Annotated in this window: 15 protein-coding genes and 1 pseudogene; 4 read left to right on the top strand and 12 right to left on the bottom strand. The window is 71.4% G+C overall.

Going from position 1 to position 16,097, the window contains the following annotated elements:
- Positions 1-52: 52 nt before the first annotated feature.
- The 5 genes from QMK28_RS13020 to QMK28_RS13000 form a co-directional block, all read right to left on the bottom strand.
- Entirely contained in the window at positions 53-3,151 is a 3,099-nt protein-coding gene (locus QMK28_RS13020; protein WP_326437298.1) for an alpha-N-acetylglucosaminidase, read from the bottom strand.
- A gap of 192 nt (positions 3,152-3,343) precedes the next feature.
- Positions 3,344-3,991 carry a response regulator transcription factor gene (locus QMK28_RS13015; protein WP_326437296.1) on the bottom strand — a complete coding sequence of 216 codons (648 nt, stop codon included), beginning with the start codon at positions 3,989-3,991 and terminating at the stop codon, positions 3,344-3,346.
- On the bottom strand, positions 3,955-5,241 hold the full coding sequence (locus QMK28_RS13010) for a sensor histidine kinase (RefSeq protein ID WP_326437294.1): 1,287 nt from the start codon (positions 5,239-5,241) through the stop codon (positions 3,955-3,957). Before QMK28_RS13010 ends, QMK28_RS13015 begins: the two co-directional genes overlap by 37 nt.
- Positions 5,242-5,611: 370 nt before the next feature.
- Positions 5,612-6,208, bottom strand: coding sequence for a winged helix-turn-helix domain-containing protein (locus tag QMK28_RS13005; protein WP_326437292.1), 597 nt, complete (start codon positions 6,206-6,208; stop codon positions 5,612-5,614).
- A 113-nt stretch (positions 6,209-6,321) separates the two neighbouring features.
- The gene (locus tag QMK28_RS13000) at positions 6,322-6,462 is read right to left on the bottom strand and encodes a hypothetical protein (protein WP_326437290.1); all 141 of its coding nucleotides are present in this window, start codon (positions 6,460-6,462) and stop codon (positions 6,322-6,324) included.
- A gap of 231 nt (positions 6,463-6,693) precedes the next feature.
- On the opposite strand from QMK28_RS13000, the gene QMK28_RS12995 reads away from it, so the two are divergent.
- The gene (locus QMK28_RS12995) at positions 6,694-7,065 is read left to right on the top strand and encodes a 5-carboxymethyl-2-hydroxymuconate Delta-isomerase (RefSeq protein WP_326437288.1); all 372 of its coding nucleotides are present in this window, start codon (positions 6,694-6,696) and stop codon (positions 7,063-7,065) included.
- A 261-nt stretch (positions 7,066-7,326) separates the two neighbouring features.
- Here QMK28_RS12995 and QMK28_RS12990 read toward each other — a convergent pair whose 3' ends face one another.
- The gene (locus tag QMK28_RS12990) at positions 7,327-7,689 is read right to left on the bottom strand and encodes a hypothetical protein (RefSeq protein WP_326437286.1); all 363 of its coding nucleotides are present in this window, start codon (positions 7,687-7,689) and stop codon (positions 7,327-7,329) included.
- A gap of 137 nt (positions 7,690-7,826) precedes the next feature.
- Here QMK28_RS12990 and QMK28_RS12985 point away from each other — a divergent pair, with 137 nt between their 5' ends.
- Positions 7,827-8,654, top strand: a complete 828-nt coding sequence (locus tag QMK28_RS12985) for an ArsR/SmtB family transcription factor (RefSeq protein WP_326437283.1) — start codon at positions 7,827-7,829, stop codon at positions 8,652-8,654.
- Positions 8,655-8,710: 56 nt separating this feature from the next.
- On the opposite strand, the gene QMK28_RS12980 is transcribed toward QMK28_RS12985, so the two are convergent.
- On the bottom strand, positions 8,711-9,649 hold the full coding sequence (locus QMK28_RS12980) for an isocitrate lyase/PEP mutase family protein (protein WP_326437281.1): 939 nt from the start codon (positions 9,647-9,649) through the stop codon (positions 8,711-8,713).
- 80 nt (positions 9,650-9,729) lie between these two features.
- On the bottom strand, positions 9,730-10,287 hold the full coding sequence (locus QMK28_RS12975; protein WP_443050713.1) for a GtrA family protein: 558 nt from the start codon (positions 10,285-10,287) through the stop codon (positions 9,730-9,732).
- A 283-nt stretch (positions 10,288-10,570) separates the two neighbouring features.
- Here QMK28_RS12975 and QMK28_RS12970 point away from each other — a divergent pair.
- Positions 10,571-11,041 (top strand): annotated as a pseudogene (locus tag QMK28_RS12970) (XRE family transcriptional regulator); the annotation flags it as partial.
- Between the two features lie 463 nt (positions 11,042-11,504).
- On the opposite strand, the gene glnA reads toward QMK28_RS12970, so the two are convergent.
- Positions 11,505-12,914, bottom strand: a complete 1,410-nt coding sequence (gene glnA, locus QMK28_RS12965) for a type I glutamate--ammonia ligase (RefSeq protein ID WP_326437276.1) — start codon at positions 12,912-12,914, stop codon at positions 11,505-11,507.
- A 211-nt stretch (positions 12,915-13,125) separates the two neighbouring features.
- Here glnA and QMK28_RS12960 point away from each other — a divergent pair, with 211 nt between their 5' ends.
- A complete protein-coding gene (locus tag QMK28_RS12960) occupies positions 13,126-13,593 on the top strand; it encodes an RDD family protein (RefSeq protein WP_326437274.1) in 468 nt (155 codons plus the stop codon).
- 171 nt (positions 13,594-13,764) lie between these two features.
- Here the strand turns inward: QMK28_RS12960 and QMK28_RS12955 are convergent, their stop codons facing one another.
- From QMK28_RS12955 to lipA, 3 genes are all read right to left on the bottom strand, one after another.
- Positions 13,765-14,457, bottom strand: a complete 693-nt coding sequence (locus QMK28_RS12955) for a DUF4191 domain-containing protein (protein ID WP_326437272.1) — start codon at positions 14,455-14,457, stop codon at positions 13,765-13,767.
- 10 nt (positions 14,458-14,467) lie between these two features.
- The gene (locus tag QMK28_RS12950) at positions 14,468-14,716 is read right to left on the bottom strand and encodes an SCO2195 family GlnR-regulated protein (RefSeq protein ID WP_326437348.1); all 249 of its coding nucleotides are present in this window, start codon (positions 14,714-14,716) and stop codon (positions 14,468-14,470) included.
- 269 nt (positions 14,717-14,985) lie between these two features.
- A complete protein-coding gene (gene lipA / locus QMK28_RS12945) occupies positions 14,986-15,960 on the bottom strand; it encodes a lipoyl synthase (protein ID WP_326437270.1) in 975 nt (324 codons plus the stop codon).
- Positions 15,961-16,097 lie beyond the last annotated feature (137 nt).

Below are 16,097 nucleotides of genomic sequence, written 5' to 3'. Positions count from 1 at the left end.
CGGACCGTTCCTGCTGAACAGCCTGGTCAGCTCCCCCGCCGTCCGGTCCGTGTCAGGCGATCCGCCAGCCGTTGAACTCCACCGTCCCACGCGCCCCGCTGCCACCGTTCGTCGCCGACATGAACAGGCCGACGTCCTGACGCGCCGCCGTCCCCGGCACGGTCACGGTCCCGACCGTGCGCCAGTTCGCGCCGCCGTCCGTCGAGCACGCGCCGGTGAAGGCGCCGCTCTTGCCGCCGTCGCCGGCGCGGGAGAGCCGCAGCAGGACCGGGGCCTTGACGCCGGTGATCCGCTGGTAGAGGTCGAGGGTGCCGTCGCCGGTGGAGTCGTAGGAGAGCACGGCGCCGTTCGCCGGGGTCACCGAGAGGTTCAGGAAACCGGGCGAGCCGGGGGTGGCCAGGCTGTTGCGGGCGATGATCCCGGCCCGTGCCCAGGGGCCGGTCGCCGGCTGGGCGGCCACCCGTACCGTCACCGCCGTGCCGTCCGCGAGGGCGCGCTCGCGGTAGACCGAGCCGAACTCGGCGGTGCCCTTCCACAGGTCCGCGCCCGCGCCGTCGATGGCGAAGCGGTCACCCGACTGGCCGAAGACGGCCGCGTTGTCGGTGACCGTCCTGAGGCCGCTGTCAAGCGGCCCGGCGACGAACAGCGTGCCGGGCAGGACCGTCCGCACCCGCCTCTCGCCCTGCGGGCCGTAGCGCACCGTCAGCTCGTAGGGGACCGGCACCAGCGGCTTGTCGAGCGGCGCGTCGGGCGCGCCGGCCCGCCAGCGCACCGAGCCGGCGCCGGCCGCCGGGACGCGCGGCAGCGAGGCCGGGCCGTGCGGCCGCGCGTCCGGTCCGGTCAGCGTGAAGTCGACGCGGCCGGTGGCGCGCAGCCCGTTGACGTTGCGGAAGGAGGCCCGGACCAGAGCGCTGCCGCCGGGGGGCAGCGCGGGCGGCTCGGCGGAGACGGTCACCGTGCCCTGGTACGGGGCGGCGGCGAGGACGTCGTGCACCCGCTTGGCCGTGCGGTACGGGTCCGCGGTCGGCCGCAGCGGGTAGCTCTTGCGCTCGCGGGTCCAGGGCTCCTCGATCGCGTACCAGTCGAAGGCCGCCGGCTCCCGGCCCGCGGCCAACGCGTCCTCCAGCTCGTCCAAGTAGCGCCGCCAGCACGGCAGAGGGAAGTCGCCGATCAGGCCGTGCCAGTCGCGGTTGGCGTAGTCGGCGAGATGGCCGCCGTCGGCGGCCGGGCGGTCCGCCCAGGTGGTGAGCAGGACCCGGGCGGTATGTTCCAGCCGGGCCGACTCGCTCTCGTCGGAGGCCGCCCGCTTGGCCTCGTCCAGCCAGGGCCCGAGCAGGAACCGGCGGTGCGCGCCGGTCATCTCCTCGCTCAGCGCCATCAGCCGCAGCCACAGCGCGGCCAGCGCGCGGAAGGTCGCCAGGTCCTTGTGCCGGTAGGCGTCCTTGAGCTGCCGGATCAGCTGCCAGGAGCGGTTCGCCAGGGCTTGCCGGGCGGTGTCGGTGAGGTCGTAGCGGTAGGCGTCCGAGCCGCGCAGCCCGCCGCGCACACCCAGCAGCGCCGCGAAGGCCGCGTCGAAGTCCGCGAGGTCGAAGGCGGGCGCGTGGGTGGCGAAGTAGGTGCCCGAGCGCGCGTCGAGGCTCGGGCGGGCCGCGAAGACGCTGTCGTGCGGGCGGCCGTCGGCGCTGCTGATCCGGTACGCGGTGTCGCGCAGCGCGGCGAAGGCCTCGCGCGCCTTGCGGTCGCTGCCGCCGTAGCGCAGCCGGGCGTAGTCGGAGAACCAGCTCGTACGGTCCACCGGGTCGTCGCGCCAGGCCAGTTCGCTGAACAGCTCGAAGGCCGCCGGGTCGCGTTCGACGGCCTCCGGCATGTACGCGGTGCCGACCAGCTTGCTGCCCGGCTTGTCGCGCCAGGCGGCGAACCGGTCGGTCCACATATGGGTCTTGGCGCCCACGGTCGTGCGACCGCCGAAGTCGGGGATGGTGCCGAACGCGTACGGAGTGCCGCCCCAGTCCTTCTCCCGGTCGGTCACCGTGTCGAGGTCGGAGAGGCCGTCCACGATCAGCAGCCGGCTCTTGTCCAGGGCCTCCAGCAGATCGCGCCGCGGGTTCGCCTGCCAGCCGAGGATCACCCAGGTCGCGGCGGGCCTGGCGGTGTGCAGCGCGGCCTCGACGGCGCGGGCCGCGTCCGGGACCGGTACGTCGCCGGCGCTGCCGCCCTCGTGCAGCAGGTCCATCTTGAAGTGGTCGAGGGGGCCGAACAGATCGTGCTGGTGCCGGTAGAAGGCGGCGGCCACCTCGCGGAAGGCGGGGGTGCGCGGGTCGAGCCAGTCGGGGCGCGGCAGCCCGTTCCAGACGCCCTGCGGGATCGTGCGGGCCCCCGGATTGCGCTGCTCGAAGCCGACCGGGACGGTGCCGAAGTAGCCGGGGACGGCGGGGTTCATCCCCAGGTCCCGCATCCGCGTGATGATCTTCCGGCCCAGCTCGGTCCGCCCGGCGAGCAGTTCGGGGCCGACCGGGCCGCCGTAGCCGCTCATGTTCTGGAGCAGCCACCACGGCTGGTGGCTGGGGGCCGGGAACCAGCCGCGGGACTCGGCCTCCGTATAGCCGAATCCCTGGAGCAGCCGGTGGTAGACGGCCTCCTGGCCCGCGGTGATCAGCACCTGGTTGCAGCCGTGCAGCGCCAGCACGTCGAGCTGCCGCTCCCAGTGCGGCCAGTCCGCGTACGGGGCGGTGTAGCCGTCGCTGGTGTCGTTGAGCGCGAAGCGGTGCGGGACGGTCGCGGACCGCTCCAGCGGGCCGTGCGGCGCGGGCAGCCGGCGTGGCAGGTCCAGTTGGCCGCCCGCCCAGGTGATCTGCGCGTGGCAGACGTACTTCAGATACCAGTGCACGGCGGTGAGCAGCACCGCGTTGCTGGTGCCGGCGACGTCGATGCGGCCCGGCTTGCCGCCGACCCGGAAGCGCTCCTTGCCGCTGAGCGCCACGAGCCGGAACTGTCCGGCGTGCTCGGGCAGCAGCCGGTCCAGCGCGGCGCGCGCCGGACCGGTGTCGAACGCGGCGTCGGCCGCCGCCGCGGGGGAGTGGCCGTTGAGCGCGACGGTGACGCCGAGCGCTCCGGCGGTCCCCAGGATCATGCGTCGGGAAAGATCGCTCACGTGTGTCCCTCCACTGCGCGGTGGTGACCGGTGACAACGGATGCGTGCGCAGCGCACGCTAACGGCCGGGACAACCGTGAGCAATGGGGCGCGGGGGTGGACGGGCGGCCCGGCCGGAGTGGGGGCCGCGGCGGGCCGGGCCGAAGCCGACTGGGCAGCCGGGGGCCGGGCGGGTCAGCCCCCGCCGTCGGGTCAGCCCCGGTCGAGGTAGGCCAGCACCGCGAGCACCCGGCGGTTGTCGTCGTCGGACGGCGGCAGGTCCAGCTTCCCGAAGATGTTCGACGTGTGCTTGGCGACGGCCCGCTCGGTGACGTACAGCGTGGCCGCGATGGCCGCGTTCGACCTGCCCTGCGCCATCAGCTCCATCACCTCGCGCTCGCGCGGCGTCAGCCCGACGAGCGGCTTGTCCTGGGCGCGCCGGGTCAGCAACTGCGAGATGACCTGCGGGTCCATCGCGGTGCCGCCCTCGGAGACGCGGCGGACCGCGTCGATGAACTGCTCCGCGTCGAAGACCCGGTCCTTGAGCAGATAGCCGATCCCGCCGGTGCCGTCGGCCAGCAGCTCGCGTGCGTAGAGCTGCTCGACGTGCTGCGAGAGCACCAGCACCGGCAGGCCCGGCTTGGCGCGCCGCGCGGCGAGCGCGCACTGCAGTCCCTCGTCGGTGAACGACGGCGGAAGCCGGACGTCGACGACCGCGACGTCCGGCTCCAGCTCCGCGAGGGCCCGGGTCAAATCGGGTCCGTTGTCGACGGCGGCGGCGATCTCGAAGTCGTACGCCTCCAACATCCGGACAAGACCGTCTCTCAGGAGGAAGAGGTCTTCGGCGAGGACAACGCGCACGGAATCTCCATGGTCACCATGGTGGGTCCGCCAACCGGGCTGTTGACGGCGAGTACGCCGTCGAATGTACCGAGCCTGCGCTCGATCCCGCTCAGCCCAGTGCCTTTCGCCACATCCGCCCCGCCTTTTCCGTCGTCCGTGACGCTGACCCGGAGTGTCCCGGCGGCGGCGTCGTAGTGCAGATCGAGCCAGACGCGCTCCGCGCCCGAGTGCTTCGCCACATTGGTCAGCACCTCGCTCACCGCGAAGTAGGCGGCCGACTCGACGGGCTCCTCGGCCCGCCCCGGCAGGTCCACCTCGACCTCGATGTCCAGCGGCATGCGCAGTGCCAGGGCGCGTACGGCATCGCCCAGCCCGCGCTCGGCGAGCACCGGCGGGTGGATGCCGCGGACCAGGTCGCGCAGCTCGGTGAGGGCGTCGGCGGAGGACTCGCGGGCCTGCGCGAGCAGCTTCCTGGCCTTGGCCGGGTCCTTCTCGATCATGGCGTCGATGACCCCGAGGGTCATGCCCATGGCGACCAGCCGGGCCTGCGCGCCGTCGTGCAGATCGCGCTCGATGCGGCGCAGCTCGGCGGCGGAGGTGTCCAGGGCGTCGTGCCGGGTCTCGGTGAGCCGGTCGACGCGCTGTTCGAGGGTCATCTCGTGGGTGGGCTGGAGCAGTGACCGGGAGAGCCGGAAGTGGCCGCGCAGCAGCTCGGGGCCCTTGGCGAGGGCGATCGTGATCCAGATGGCGCCGAGCACGGCGGCGGAGTTGGCGGTGCTCTGCGAGTCGACGGGGATGAAGGCGTACCAGAGGCCGTCTCCGGACTCGTGGACCGGATGCCAGACCCCGGCCGCGAGCACGAAGCCGAAGAGCCCCTCGGCGATCAGGCCGGCCGGCAGCACCGCGGTGACGAAGCCGGCCGTCATGTCGACGAGCAGCCACTGCAGATCCCGCCAGGTCGCCGGGTCCTTCAGCATCAGGCTGCACCGCTCCACCTGGCCCACGACGCCCTTGCGGACGTCCGGGGGGAGCTGGCGGTAGGGCAGCGGGATCGTTATGCCGCCCCACTCGTGGGCGAGCAGCCGCCGGTGGTTGGCGTAGGCGCGCACCAGATTGAGGATGTGCGGCGTGGTGAAGACGCCCAGGCCCAGCGCGATCAGGGCGATGGAGATGACCGACAGCACAAGGAGCGTGATCGAGCCGACGAGCGTCATGACGGCCAGCCCGAGCCCTCGCGCGGGGGCCAGCAATGCTCCGCGGAGCTTCATCTCGTACTCCTGTACTGGGTGGACCGGATGCGCACACCCGCCTGTCGGGCCTGCTACCAGTCTGAGGCTCGCATCCATGATCGGTCACCCGCCTCCACACCCGGACCATGGTGTACCCAGCACCACCCCTTCACCGGGCTTTCCGCCGCGCGAATCCGGGGGACACCCGGCTGTGACGCCTCCCGCCGGATTCCTGGATCCGAGCCGCCCGCCGCGCCGGCCCGCCCGCCGCGCCGGCCCGCCGCGCCGGCGCGGCAGGCGACGGTGTGCGCCGGGGTACGGGGGACGGTCCGCCCCCGGCCCCGGCTTCCCGGACCTCGCACCCGGCTTCCCGGACTCCGCCCCCGGACCCGCGAAGGCGCGCCGGAGCTCAGCCCACCGGCACGTACTTGTAGCCGACCCGCCGCACCGTCACGATCGATCCACGCTGCTCCACGCCCAACTTGCGGCGCAGCCTCGCGATGTGGACGTCGACGGTCCGGCCGTCGCCCACATGCCCGTAACCCCAGACCGTGGTGACGAGCTGGTCGCGGGTGTGCACCCGGTGCGGCCGGGCGACGAGGTGCGCCAGCAGCTCGAATTCGAGGTAGGTCAGATCCAGCGCGCGGCCCTGGACGTGCGCGGTCCGCTGGTCGGAGTCGACGCGTACGGCCGACTCGCGGGGCTCGGCCCGCGGGGCTTCCTGGCCCCGCCGGTCGGCAGGTACGAGCACGAGATAGCCGACCATCGGCGGCTGGCCGGGGAGTACGGGGAGCGTGTGCGGCGGCGCGGGCAGCCAGGTCGCGCCGGAGTGCAGCAGCTCCGCGACCGGCGGCACCTCGTCGGGCGCCACGGCGCGCAGCCGGTGGCGGTTCGGGTGCGCAGGCGCGCTCGGATGCGGCGGTGCGTACGAGAGCGACTCGGACAGCGCGGTGTCGGAAGCGGTGGCGGTGGAGGAAGAGGCAGGCAGCGGCCGGATATTCGGCATGGGATCACAGCTCTTTCGCGCAGGGATTCGTCGGGGGACGGGATGCGCGCGGGCGGGCGGCCGATACGGAAGATCGGCGGCTGACTGCGGTCGGTGCTCTGGCTGAAGAGTGCTCAGAGACCCGGGGTCAGCGCTGCGGGGGCCGGCGCGTCAGTCGCGCGGCGACACTCGCGGTCGAAGTGGTGCGCCTGCCGGGAGGGCCAGAACGGCTCAAGGTCGAAGCGACCCGTCGCGGTGTGCTGGAAGCTGGCCATGCCCCCCATTGAAGCAGAGACCCCGCCCGCCGCGCTCTGTCTGTCCACAGTTCGTACCGCCTGTCCACAGTTCGGACGGGGAGGGGCGTGCGGGGGAGCGCGGGGGAGCGGGAAGGGACGGTAGGGGGCGCTCGCGGGCCGATCATCTACGCTGCCAACGATCAGCGGCCGAGGAGCGATGACGTGATCCCCGGTCGGCGAACACGAACCACCCCGTATCTGGAGGGCACGATGCCGCATATCGCCGTCGACTATTCCGACACTCTGTCCGGGGCCTTCGACCGGTCAGGATTCGGCTCGGCGCTCCACCCCGTCATCGCCAAGACGGTCGGCGCCTCGGTGGAGGGCTGCAAGACCCGGTTCCGGCGGATCGACGAGGCCGTCATCGGCGACGGGTCGCCGGGCCAGGCCATGATCCGTATCGAGGTGGCGCTGCTGTCCGGCCGCGCCCCGGAGTCGAAGTCGGAGCTGTCCCGCGCCGTCCTGGAGCTCACCCGCGAGCATCTGGCGACCGTGCCCGGACTGACCGTTCACACCTCTGTGGAGATCAGCGACATGGACCGGCCTTCCTACCTCGGGCACACCGAGGTGTACACCGCATGACCGGCGCGGCCCCGGCTCCAGTCCCGGCCCCGAGCCCGGCCTCGGTCCCGAGCCCGTCCCCGCAGCGGATGCGGATCGGGCTGCTGAGCACCGGCCCCTGGGCGGAGCGCACCCACGCGCCCGCGCTGAGCGAGCACCTGGTTCTCGTCGCCGTTGCCCGTCCAGCCGGTGACCGAGCGGAAGCTCGTGCTGGTCGCGACGCCGTACGGCAGGCTGGAGCCGTTGCGCCCCGGCATGACGTTGATGCTCTGGACCCAGCCGTCACGGCCGGGACGCCGCTGTTCTTGATGAAGACGACGTGTCCCGCGGTGGCGAGGGTGTGCGGGCCGATGAACCAACCGGTGCCGAGCCAAAGGGAGTTGTCGCGGCGGTGATCAGCAGCGAGCAGTGGACCCGCCACGGGTACACCGCGGTGTCGGTGATCTGAACCCGGTCGTCAGGGCCGTGCACCGTCTCCGCGTGCGGCGGCAGCGGACCGAACGAGGCCTCGCCGATGTCGCGCAGCTCGGCGGTCGGCGGCGCCCACAGCTGGTCCGGCGTCCCCTCGGGCCGCTTGTAACCCCGTACCTGCTCCAGACCCTCGGAGCTGCCCTTGGCGGGCTCGCCCTCGGCACCCTCGGCCACCCCTGCAACCGGCCCAGCCCCGGCTGTGCCCAGGGAGCCGCAGAGCCCTTTCGCCGTACGCCCGATGCGGTGCGGGGCATGACGACGAGACGCAGACGCGTCCGCCGCGCCTGCGCCGGGGGCGGCATGATGGACGTATGCGTGCGACGAGTGCCGATACGGATGCCGGTGGCGGCGGCGGGTTCGACACCAGCGGTTCCGGCGGTGCTTCCGGCGGTGCTCCGGGCGGCGGTTCCGGCGCTGGTGGCGACCGCACCGTCCCACGCCTGGCGGCGCTGGCCGCGCTGCTCGCCGACGGGACGCGGGCCGCGGTCTGCCTCGCGCTGCTGGACCAACGCGCTTGGACGAACGGCGAGTTGGCGCGCCACTGCGAGGTCGCACCGTCAACTATCAGCGAGCATCTGACCCGGCTCGTCGACGGCGGCCTGCTCGTACAGGAACGCCGGGGCCGGCACCGCTACGTACGCCTCGCCGGAGCCGGCGTCGCCCGGCTGGTCGAGGACCTGGCCGCGTACGCCGCGCCGTCCCCCGCCCGGCCGAGCGGACTGCGCTCCCACACGGCGGGCGAGGCCATGGCGCGCGGGCGCACCTGCTACGACCACCTCGCGGGTCGGCTCGGAGTCGTCATCACCGAGGCCATGACAACGGCCGGCCTGCTGCGCCAGGACAACGGCTTCGCGCTGACCGACGCGGGCGGCGACTGGCTGCGCGACCTCGGCGCGGACCTCACCGGCGCACCCTCCTCCCGCCGCCCGCTCGCCCGCTCCTGCCTGGACTGGACGGAACGCCGCCCGCACCTCGCGGGCACGGCGGGCGCCGAGCTGTGCCGGCTGACCCTGGAACGCGGCTGGGCGACCCGCATCGGCACCCGGCGCGCGGTGAAGGTCACGCCGCTCGGCCTGGCCGAACTGGAGCGGAGGCTGGGCGTCCGGCCGGAACAGCTCGGGGTGCCGGCGGAGGGGTGAGCGGGCGTGCTGTGCGGGCTGGTGTGCGGTCAGCCCGTGTGTGTCAGCCTGTGCGGTCAGTGCTTGCCTGAGCCCGTCGCCGCGCCCGTCGCCGCGCCCGTCGCCGCGCCCGCCCCGGCCCCGGTAGCCGCGCCCGCGCTCGGTACGCCGGGCAGCAACGCCGCAATGTCGGAGTAACCGGGCACAGGACCGCCCCCCACCGCTCCCACCGCCCTCACCGCCCCGCTCCCGCCACGCCCCTCCTCCCGACCGCTCTCGTCCGCCGCGCAAGCCGTATCGAAGGCCGCCCGCACCGCGCTGCGATAGAGCAGCGACCCCAGGCTGACGCGCGCAACGCCGAGTTCGCCGAGCCGGCGGACCGTACGGCCGCCGGGCTGGAACAACACGTTGAGCGGCGCGGAAACGGCCCCGACCACCGCCTCGACAACGCCCGCGTCGACCAGCCCCGGTACGAAGATCCCGTCCGCCCCCGAGCCCGCGTACGCCGTGGCGCGCTCCAGGGTCTCGGCCAACGGGCCGGGCCGGTCCTGGAGCCAGTGGGTGTCCACCCGGGCGTTCACGAAGACGTCCGGCGTACGCGCCTTGACCGCCCCGATGAGCGCGCACTGCCGCCCCACGTCGGCGAGCGCCCCGCCGTTGCGCCCGTCCTCGATGTTCACACCCACCACGCCGTACGCCGCGAGCCGCTCCACCAGATCGGCCACCCGCTCGGGCACCTCACTGAACCCGTCCGCGATGTCGACGCTGACCAGCGCCGCCAGCCCGCACAGCCGCCGGGCCAACTCCACGGTCCCGTCCACCCCCACCGCATCACCGTCGGCGTACCCGGCCACGGCGGCCAGGCCCAGACTGGTGGTCCCCACGGCAGGGAACCCCTCGGCGGCCAGCAGCGCCCCGAGCGCGTAGTCCCAGGTGGTCGGCAGCACGAACGGCAGACCGGGCCGGTGCAGATCGGCGAAGCGGCGGCTGGGCGTGTCGCCCGGGTTGGTGTCCATGCCGGCGACCCTACGAGCGGTACGTGTCGGCGCTCACCGAAGTGTCGGGGGTGTCGGGAGCGGGGATGCGCTTACGGATGTCAGGCAGCATCCTCATCTTCGCCGCTTCCGCCGTCTTCGCCGCTCACTCCCGATCCGGGTTCCGGCCCGATCCCGTCGCCCACCGGACGCAGCACCCCGCCGGCGCTCCCGAGGTCCGCGATCGGCACCCGGAACACCCACGTGCGATACGACCAGAACCGGAACAACGTGGCGAGCCCGAGGCCGACGACGTTCTTCGCGATGTTGTCGGCGAGCGCGGACGTGTGGTCGAGCCCGTAGTGGGAGAGCGCGAGCACACCGTTCTGGATGACCATGCCGATCCCGCTGAACAGCAGAAACAGCCCGACTTCGCGCAGCCGCCGACTGCGGTCGCGGCGGCGGTAGGTCCAGTAGCGGTTGCCGAGATAGTTGGTGCAGGTCGCGACAGCCATCGAGATCACACCGGAGCGCACCGACGGCAGATGCAGCGTATGCAGACACAGATTGAACACCGCCGTGTCCACCACCCACCCGGAAGCCCCGACCGCCCCGAACCTCCCGACCTCACCGCCGGCCGACCTCAACCGCCGGTACCGTGCTCGCAGTCCGCTCGTCATCGCGTGGGGCGCCCGTCCGCCGGTGGCAGGTAAGCGATTCATGCTAGCTGCACGGGTCGGGGTGGGCGGGGCGCTTGGTGCATACGGACGCGAGGCTTCCCCCACCGGGCAGGACTTCCGCTCCCGCCCCGCCGCACGTCGTCCGGCTATCACCTGCCTGAGGCCCCTGGCTGCGGCCCTGCCCCCTACCCTGACAGTGACGAGCTGTTCAGAGAGGGGCGAGGCCGTTTCTCCAGATGCTGGCCCGGACCCGTACGCTGATCCGCTGGCGTTCGGTCAGAGACTGCAAATCCTCCGCACCCGGCGCGGTATGACGCGCGACCAACTGGGCGGCACGCCTCGCCCGCGCCTGGTCGGCCCGGCACCCCGCGCCGAACCACCGGGAAGTGATCGGCAGGCTGCTGCCCGACCTGATCCGCGACGCGCAGCTGTCCGTACGCCAAACGGACCGCGCCACGGACCGCCGCGCGGCACAGGGCGTCCTCGCCGAGGCCTGCAGCCTCAGCCAGTTCTTCATCGCTTACCAGCCGGACGCCTCGCTGCTCTGGCGCGTGAGCGAACGCGGGATGATCGCCGCGCGGGAGTCCGAGGACCCGCACGCCATCGGCGTCGCCGGGTGGCTGGCCGCACAGGCGCACCGCGACTCCGGGCCTGGCCACTACGACGCTGCCGACGCCGTCACCAGCGAGACGCTGCGCTACCTCCACCCCTCCTGCCGGACGCGCCGGACGACGTCCTCGCCATCGCCGGCGCCCGTCGCTCATGCATGCCGCGCGGCACCCGTCGCACCACACCTACCGGGAGATCATCACGCGGCCGTGGCGCGCGGTCATGATCAGCGGATGGGGGTCGTCATGACGGAGATCTGCCGCGAGTGCGACTGCCCCACGGACGCGCCAACTGCCGTCGCCCTTGAACACTCCAACTCGGACGGCGGGCGCGTCGTCTACCTCTGCCCTATGTGCCGCGACTCCCCAAAGGCTCGGCATCGGGGGAGCGTCGGACGCGCGCACACGGACACGACGAAGCCCCTCACTCGAATCGAATGAGGGGCTTCACCTGTAACCTGACGACCACTCAGTGAATCAAGATCGCCTTGCGCTGGTATGGCACAAGGGGCTGAGAATCAGCCGGAAACCTTCGGAAACCATTGAGAATGGTTTCCGAAGTTCAAGGCCAGTTCTCCGCGATCTCCGCTGCTGATCTAACCGTGCTTCTTAGATGTCGAAGTACATCTCGAACTCATGCGGGTGCGGCCGAAGCTGGATCGGCGCGATCTCGTTCGTCCGCTTGTAGTCGATCCAGGTCTCGATCAGGTCGGTGGTGAAGACGCCACCGGCCAGCAGGTACTCGTGGTCGGCCTCAAGGGCGTCGAGTACGGCCGGGAGGGAGGTCGGGACCTGCTGGACTCCCGCGTGCTCCTCCGGAGCGAGCTCGTAGAGGTCCTTGTCGATCGGCTCCGGCGGCTCGATCTTGTTCTTGATGCCGTCGAGGCCGGCCATCAGCAGCGCCGAGAAGGCGAGGTACGGGTTGCTGGACGGGTCCGGGGCGCGGAATTCGACGCGCTTGGCCTTGGGGTTGGCACCCGTGATCGGGATGCGCATCGCGGCCGAGCGGTTGCGCTGCGAGTAGACCATGTTGACTGGTGCCTCGAAGCCCGGCACCAGGCGGTGGTACGAGTTCACGGTCGGGTTGGTGAAGGCCAGCAGTGACGGCGCGTGCTTGAGGATGCCGCCGATGTAGTAGCGCGCCATGTCGGAGAGGCCGGCGTAGCCCTGCTCGTCGTAGAAGAGGGGGTCGCCTCCGGCCCACAGCGACTGGTGCACGTGCATGCCCGAGCCGTTGTCGCCGAAGATCGGCTTCGGCATGAAGGTCGCGGTCTTGTTGTTGCGCCAGGCGACGTTCTTCACGATGTACTTGAAGAGCATCAGGTCGTCGGCCGAGGCCAGCAACGTGTTGAACTTGTAGTTGATCTCGGCCTGGCCGGCGGTGCCCACCTCGTGGTGCTGGCGCTCGACCTGCATGCCGCACTTGTCCAGCTCGAGGGAGATCTCGGCGCGCAGGTCGGCGAAGTGGTCGACCGGCGGCGTCGGGAAGTAGCCGCCCTTGTAGCGGACCTTGTAGCCGCGGTTGTTCTCGACCGCGCCGGTGTTCCAGGCGCCGGCCTCGGAGTCGATGTGGTAGTACGACTCGTTGGCGTTGGTCGCGAAGCGCACGCTGTCGAACACGTAGAACTCGGCCTCGGGGCCGAAGTACGCGGTGTCGGCGATGCCGGTGGAGGCGAGGTACGCCTCGGCCTTCTTGGCCACGTTCCGCGGGTCACGGCTGTACTGCTCGCCGGTGATCGGGTCGTGGATGAAGAAGTTGATGTTCAGCGTCTTGTCCCGGCGGAACGGGTCCAGACGGGCTGTGGAGAGGTCCGCGCGCAGCGCCATGTCCGACTCGTGGATCGCCTGGAAGCCGCGGATCGACGAACCGTCGAACGCGAGCTCGTCAGTCGGGTTGAACACCGCGGCCGGGATCGTGAAGTGCTGCATCACGCCGGGCAGGTCGCAGAATCGGACGTCGACGAACTTGACGCCCTCGTCCTTGATGTACTTATTTGCCTCGTCGGCGTTCTGGAACATCCAACTCCTCCTAGGCCCGCCGCTAAGGAGGCGGGATTGCTGCTCGGAGCGCAGCCATGTGCGGTGGCGCGCTGGGCCCGACCATAGGTACCCGGGATTTCCCGAGCATGACCCATTTGTTTCGCAGACGTTAACCGCCGAGCGTGCCCGCCCGTGCTCCGGGCGCGCCCCGCGCCCGCATGAGTTTATCCGAGCGCAGTACGGTGGTCCGGTGGACAACAGGCAAGCAATCGGATCGTGGCTCTCCGGGCCGCGCGCGGCGGCCGAGGACATGGGCGTCGACTTCGGGTACCGGGGCCAGCGGCTCGGGCTGCCGGCGGAGGGGCCGGGCTCGGTCGCCTCGATGGGGCGTCGCGTCGGGGCCCTCTTCATCGACTGGGCGTTGTGCGTACTGATCGCATACGCCCTGCTGGCCGACGGTGACCCGCAAAGGACCAGCAATCCGGCCCTCGGCGTCTTCCTGGTGCTGAGCGTGCTCACCATCGGGACGGTCGGCTGCACGCCCGGCAAACGGCTGCTGGGGCTGCGCGTCGTCGCCGTCGGCGGTGGACGCCTGGGCATCGGCTGGGTGGCGCTGCGGACCCTGCTGCTCGCGCTGATCATCCCGGCGGTCGTCTGGGACCGGGACGGCCGCGGACTGCACGACCGGGCCGCCCGCGCCGTACAGGTCCGTAGCTGAGCGAGGCGCGAAGCAGAGCGGGCTGGGGGCCCGCAGCCCGCTCTGCGTTCGTCATTCGTATGCGTTGAGGTGTGTCCCGCGTGCGCCGCGTGAAGCCCGCGCAACCAGCCAGCCGGTTGTCGTCGGTCCGCCCCCGGAGGGTCAGCCCTGGAGGGGGTCAGCCCCGGAGGGTCAGCGCGTCTTGCCGCCGCCCTTGGGCATCCGGCTGCCCTTCGGCATCGGCCCCTTCGGGATCGGCATGTTGCTCATCATGTCCCCGAGCGCGCGCAGCCGGTCGTTGACCGCTGTGACCTGAGCGCCCTGCAGGATTCGCGGCATCTTCAGCAGAGTGGTGCGCAGCTTCTTCAGCGGCACCTCGCCCTCGCCGTCGCCCACGACCAGGTCGCTCACCGGGACGTCCAGGGAGACGCGCGCCATCCGCTTCTTCTCGGACGCCAGCAGGCTCCGCACCCGGTTCGGGTTGCCCTCGGCGACGAGCACGATGCCCGCCTTGCCGACGGCGCGGTGCACGACGTCCTGGCTGCGGTTCATCGCCACCGCGGGGGTCACCGACCAGCCGCGACCGACGTTCTCCAGCACCGCGGCCGCCGCGCCCGGCTGGCCCTCCATCTGTCCGAAGGCCGCCTTCTCCGCACGCCGTCCGAAGATGATCGCCATCGCCAGGAACGCCAGCAGGAAGCCCAGGATGCCCAGATAGACCGGGTGCCCGATCACAAAGCCGATCGCGAGGAGGACACCGAAGGTGACAATTCCCACAGCCGCGACGACAAGTCCGACCTTGGAGTCGGCCTTCTTGGTCATCTTGTAGGTCAGAGCGATCTGCTTCAGTCGCCCGGGGTTCTCGGATGTTTCCTTCCTCGCCATGCCGGAGAGTTTACGTGGCGCGCGGAGCCCCGGTAGCCACGGCCTCCAGTACGTCCTGAACCTCGTGCCGGTCCTGCGCCCGGCGGCGGTCCTCCAGCACCGATGTCCAGGCGTTTCGGCGTGCGGTGCGCTGTCCGCCGCGCAGTAGCAGCGACTCCAGGGCGCGCAGGGTTCCGGTGACGGTCGGACGGACGACCGGGGTCGCCGGGCGGCTGGAACGTACGGGGCGTACGGACTGGTGTGCGGGCGCGGCCTGCATGGCGGAGGTCCCCTCGGGAGCATCGGGTGGGTACACGGCAGCGGTGCGTGGCCTAAGCGTCACAGAACGGTGTTACCAGGAGGTGACCAGCCGGTCAAACGCCTATGAAACATTGACGCGGCCCGCACGCGCTTCGCTCGGGCGAAGATCGTGCGGGCCGCGTCTGCGGGCTGTGCTCCGGCATCGGCTCCGGTATCGGCCGGATACTGCCGGGGTGGTACAGGGGTGGTGCTGGTCAACGCCGGTCGCCGCCGGATACCGCCGGGGTTCTAGACGGCCTGCGAGGCGATCGGTGCGACGCTCTTGGCCGTGCCGCCGGACTGACGCTGCTCGATGGCCTGCTGGTAGAGCCGGCCTGCCCGGTACGACGAACGGACCAGCGGCCCGGACATGACACCGGCGTAGCCGATCTGGTCCGCCTCTTCCTTGAGCTCCACGAACTCGTGCGGCTTGACCCAGCGGGCGACCGGGTGGTGCCGCGGGGTGGGCCGCAGGTACTGGGTGATCGTGATCAGTTCACAACCGGCGTCGTACAGGTCCTGCAACGCCTGGCTGACCTCTTCACGCTCCTCGCCCATACCCAGGATCAGGTTGGACTTGGTCACCAGACCGGCCTCGCGGGCCCTGGTGATGACCTCCAGCGAACGCTCGTACCGGAAGCCCGGCCGGATGCGCTTGAAGATCCGCGGGACCGTCTCGACGTTGTGCCCGAGAACCTCGGGACGGGACGAGAAGACCTCGGCGAGCTGCTCGGGGACCGCGTTGAAGTCCGGGATCAGCAGCTCGACGCCGGTGTTCGGCATCAGCTCATGGATCTGCCGGACGGTCTCGGCGTAGAGCCAGGCTCCGCCGTCCGCCAGGTCGTCGCGGGCCACGCCGGTGATCGTGGCGTACTTCAGCTCCATGGTGCGGACCGACTCGGCGACCCGTCGGGGCTCGTCGCGGTCCAGCTCCTCGGGCTTGCCCGTGTCGATCTGGCAGAAGTCACAGCGCCGCGTGCACTGGTCCCCACCGATGAGGAAGGTGGCCTCGCGGTCCTCCCAGCATTCGTAGATGTTGGGACAGCCGGCCTCCTGACACACGGTGTGCAGACCCTCGGATTTCACCAGGGCTTGCATCGCGGTGTACTCGGGGCCCATCTTCGCCCGCGTCTTGATCCAATCGGGCTTGCGCTCGATCGGCGTCTCACTGTTCCTGACTTCCAGGCGCAGCATCTTGCGTCCGTCGGGTGCGACAGCGGACACGTCCGGCTCCCTACGACTTCGATTCTTCGGCGAACACCAGGGTACGCCCGTTATTCGTATGCCTTTACGAGGATCCCAACCGGCACGCTCGGGGGCGCATTCCCGTACAGGTGCGCCCCTCGGCCCGGTCGGCCGCT

It is taken from the genome of Streptomyces sp. H27-D2, assembly GCF_035828615.1.
GTDB lineage: Bacteria > Actinomycetota > Actinomycetes > Streptomycetales > Streptomycetaceae > Streptomyces.
The sequence above is the reverse complement of the archived record's forward strand: the minus strand, read 5'-3'. Positions and strand labels throughout refer to the sequence as shown.

Bases quoted from the DNA above. Each gene is read 5' to 3' on its own strand.
- QMK28_RS13010 (WP_326437294.1), bottom strand. From the start codon at position 5,241: ATGAAGCTCCGCGGAGCATTGCTGGCCCCCGCGCGAGGGCTCGGGCTG.
- QMK28_RS13005 (WP_326437292.1), bottom strand. From the start codon at position 6,208: ATGCCGAATATCCGGCCGCTGCCTGCCTCTTCCTCCACCGCCACCGCT.
- QMK28_RS13000 (WP_326437290.1), bottom strand. From the start codon at position 6,462: ATGGCCAGCTTCCAGCACACCGCGACGGGTCGCTTCGACCTTGAGCCG.
- QMK28_RS12995 (WP_326437288.1), top strand. From the start codon at position 6,694: ATGCCGCATATCGCCGTCGACTATTCCGACACTCTGTCCGGGGCCTTC.
- QMK28_RS12985 (WP_326437283.1), top strand. From the start codon at position 7,827: ATGCGTGCGACGAGTGCCGATACGGATGCCGGTGGCGGCGGCGGGTTC.
- QMK28_RS12980 (WP_326437281.1), bottom strand. From the start codon at position 9,649: ATGGACACCAACCCGGGCGACACGCCCAGCCGCCGCTTCGCCGATCTG.
- QMK28_RS12975 (WP_443050713.1), bottom strand. From the start codon at position 10,287: ATGACGAGCGGACTGCGAGCACGGTACCGGCGGTTGAGGTCGGCCGGC.
- glnA (WP_326437276.1), bottom strand. From the start codon at position 12,914: ATGTTCCAGAACGCCGACGAGGCAAATAAGTACATCAAGGACGAGGGC.
- QMK28_RS12955 (WP_326437272.1), bottom strand. From the start codon at position 14,457: ATGGCGAGGAAGGAAACATCCGAGAACCCCGGGCGACTGAAGCAGATC.
- QMK28_RS12950 (WP_326437348.1), bottom strand. From the start codon at position 14,716: ATGCAGGCCGCGCCCGCACACCAGTCCGTACGCCCCGTACGTTCCAGC.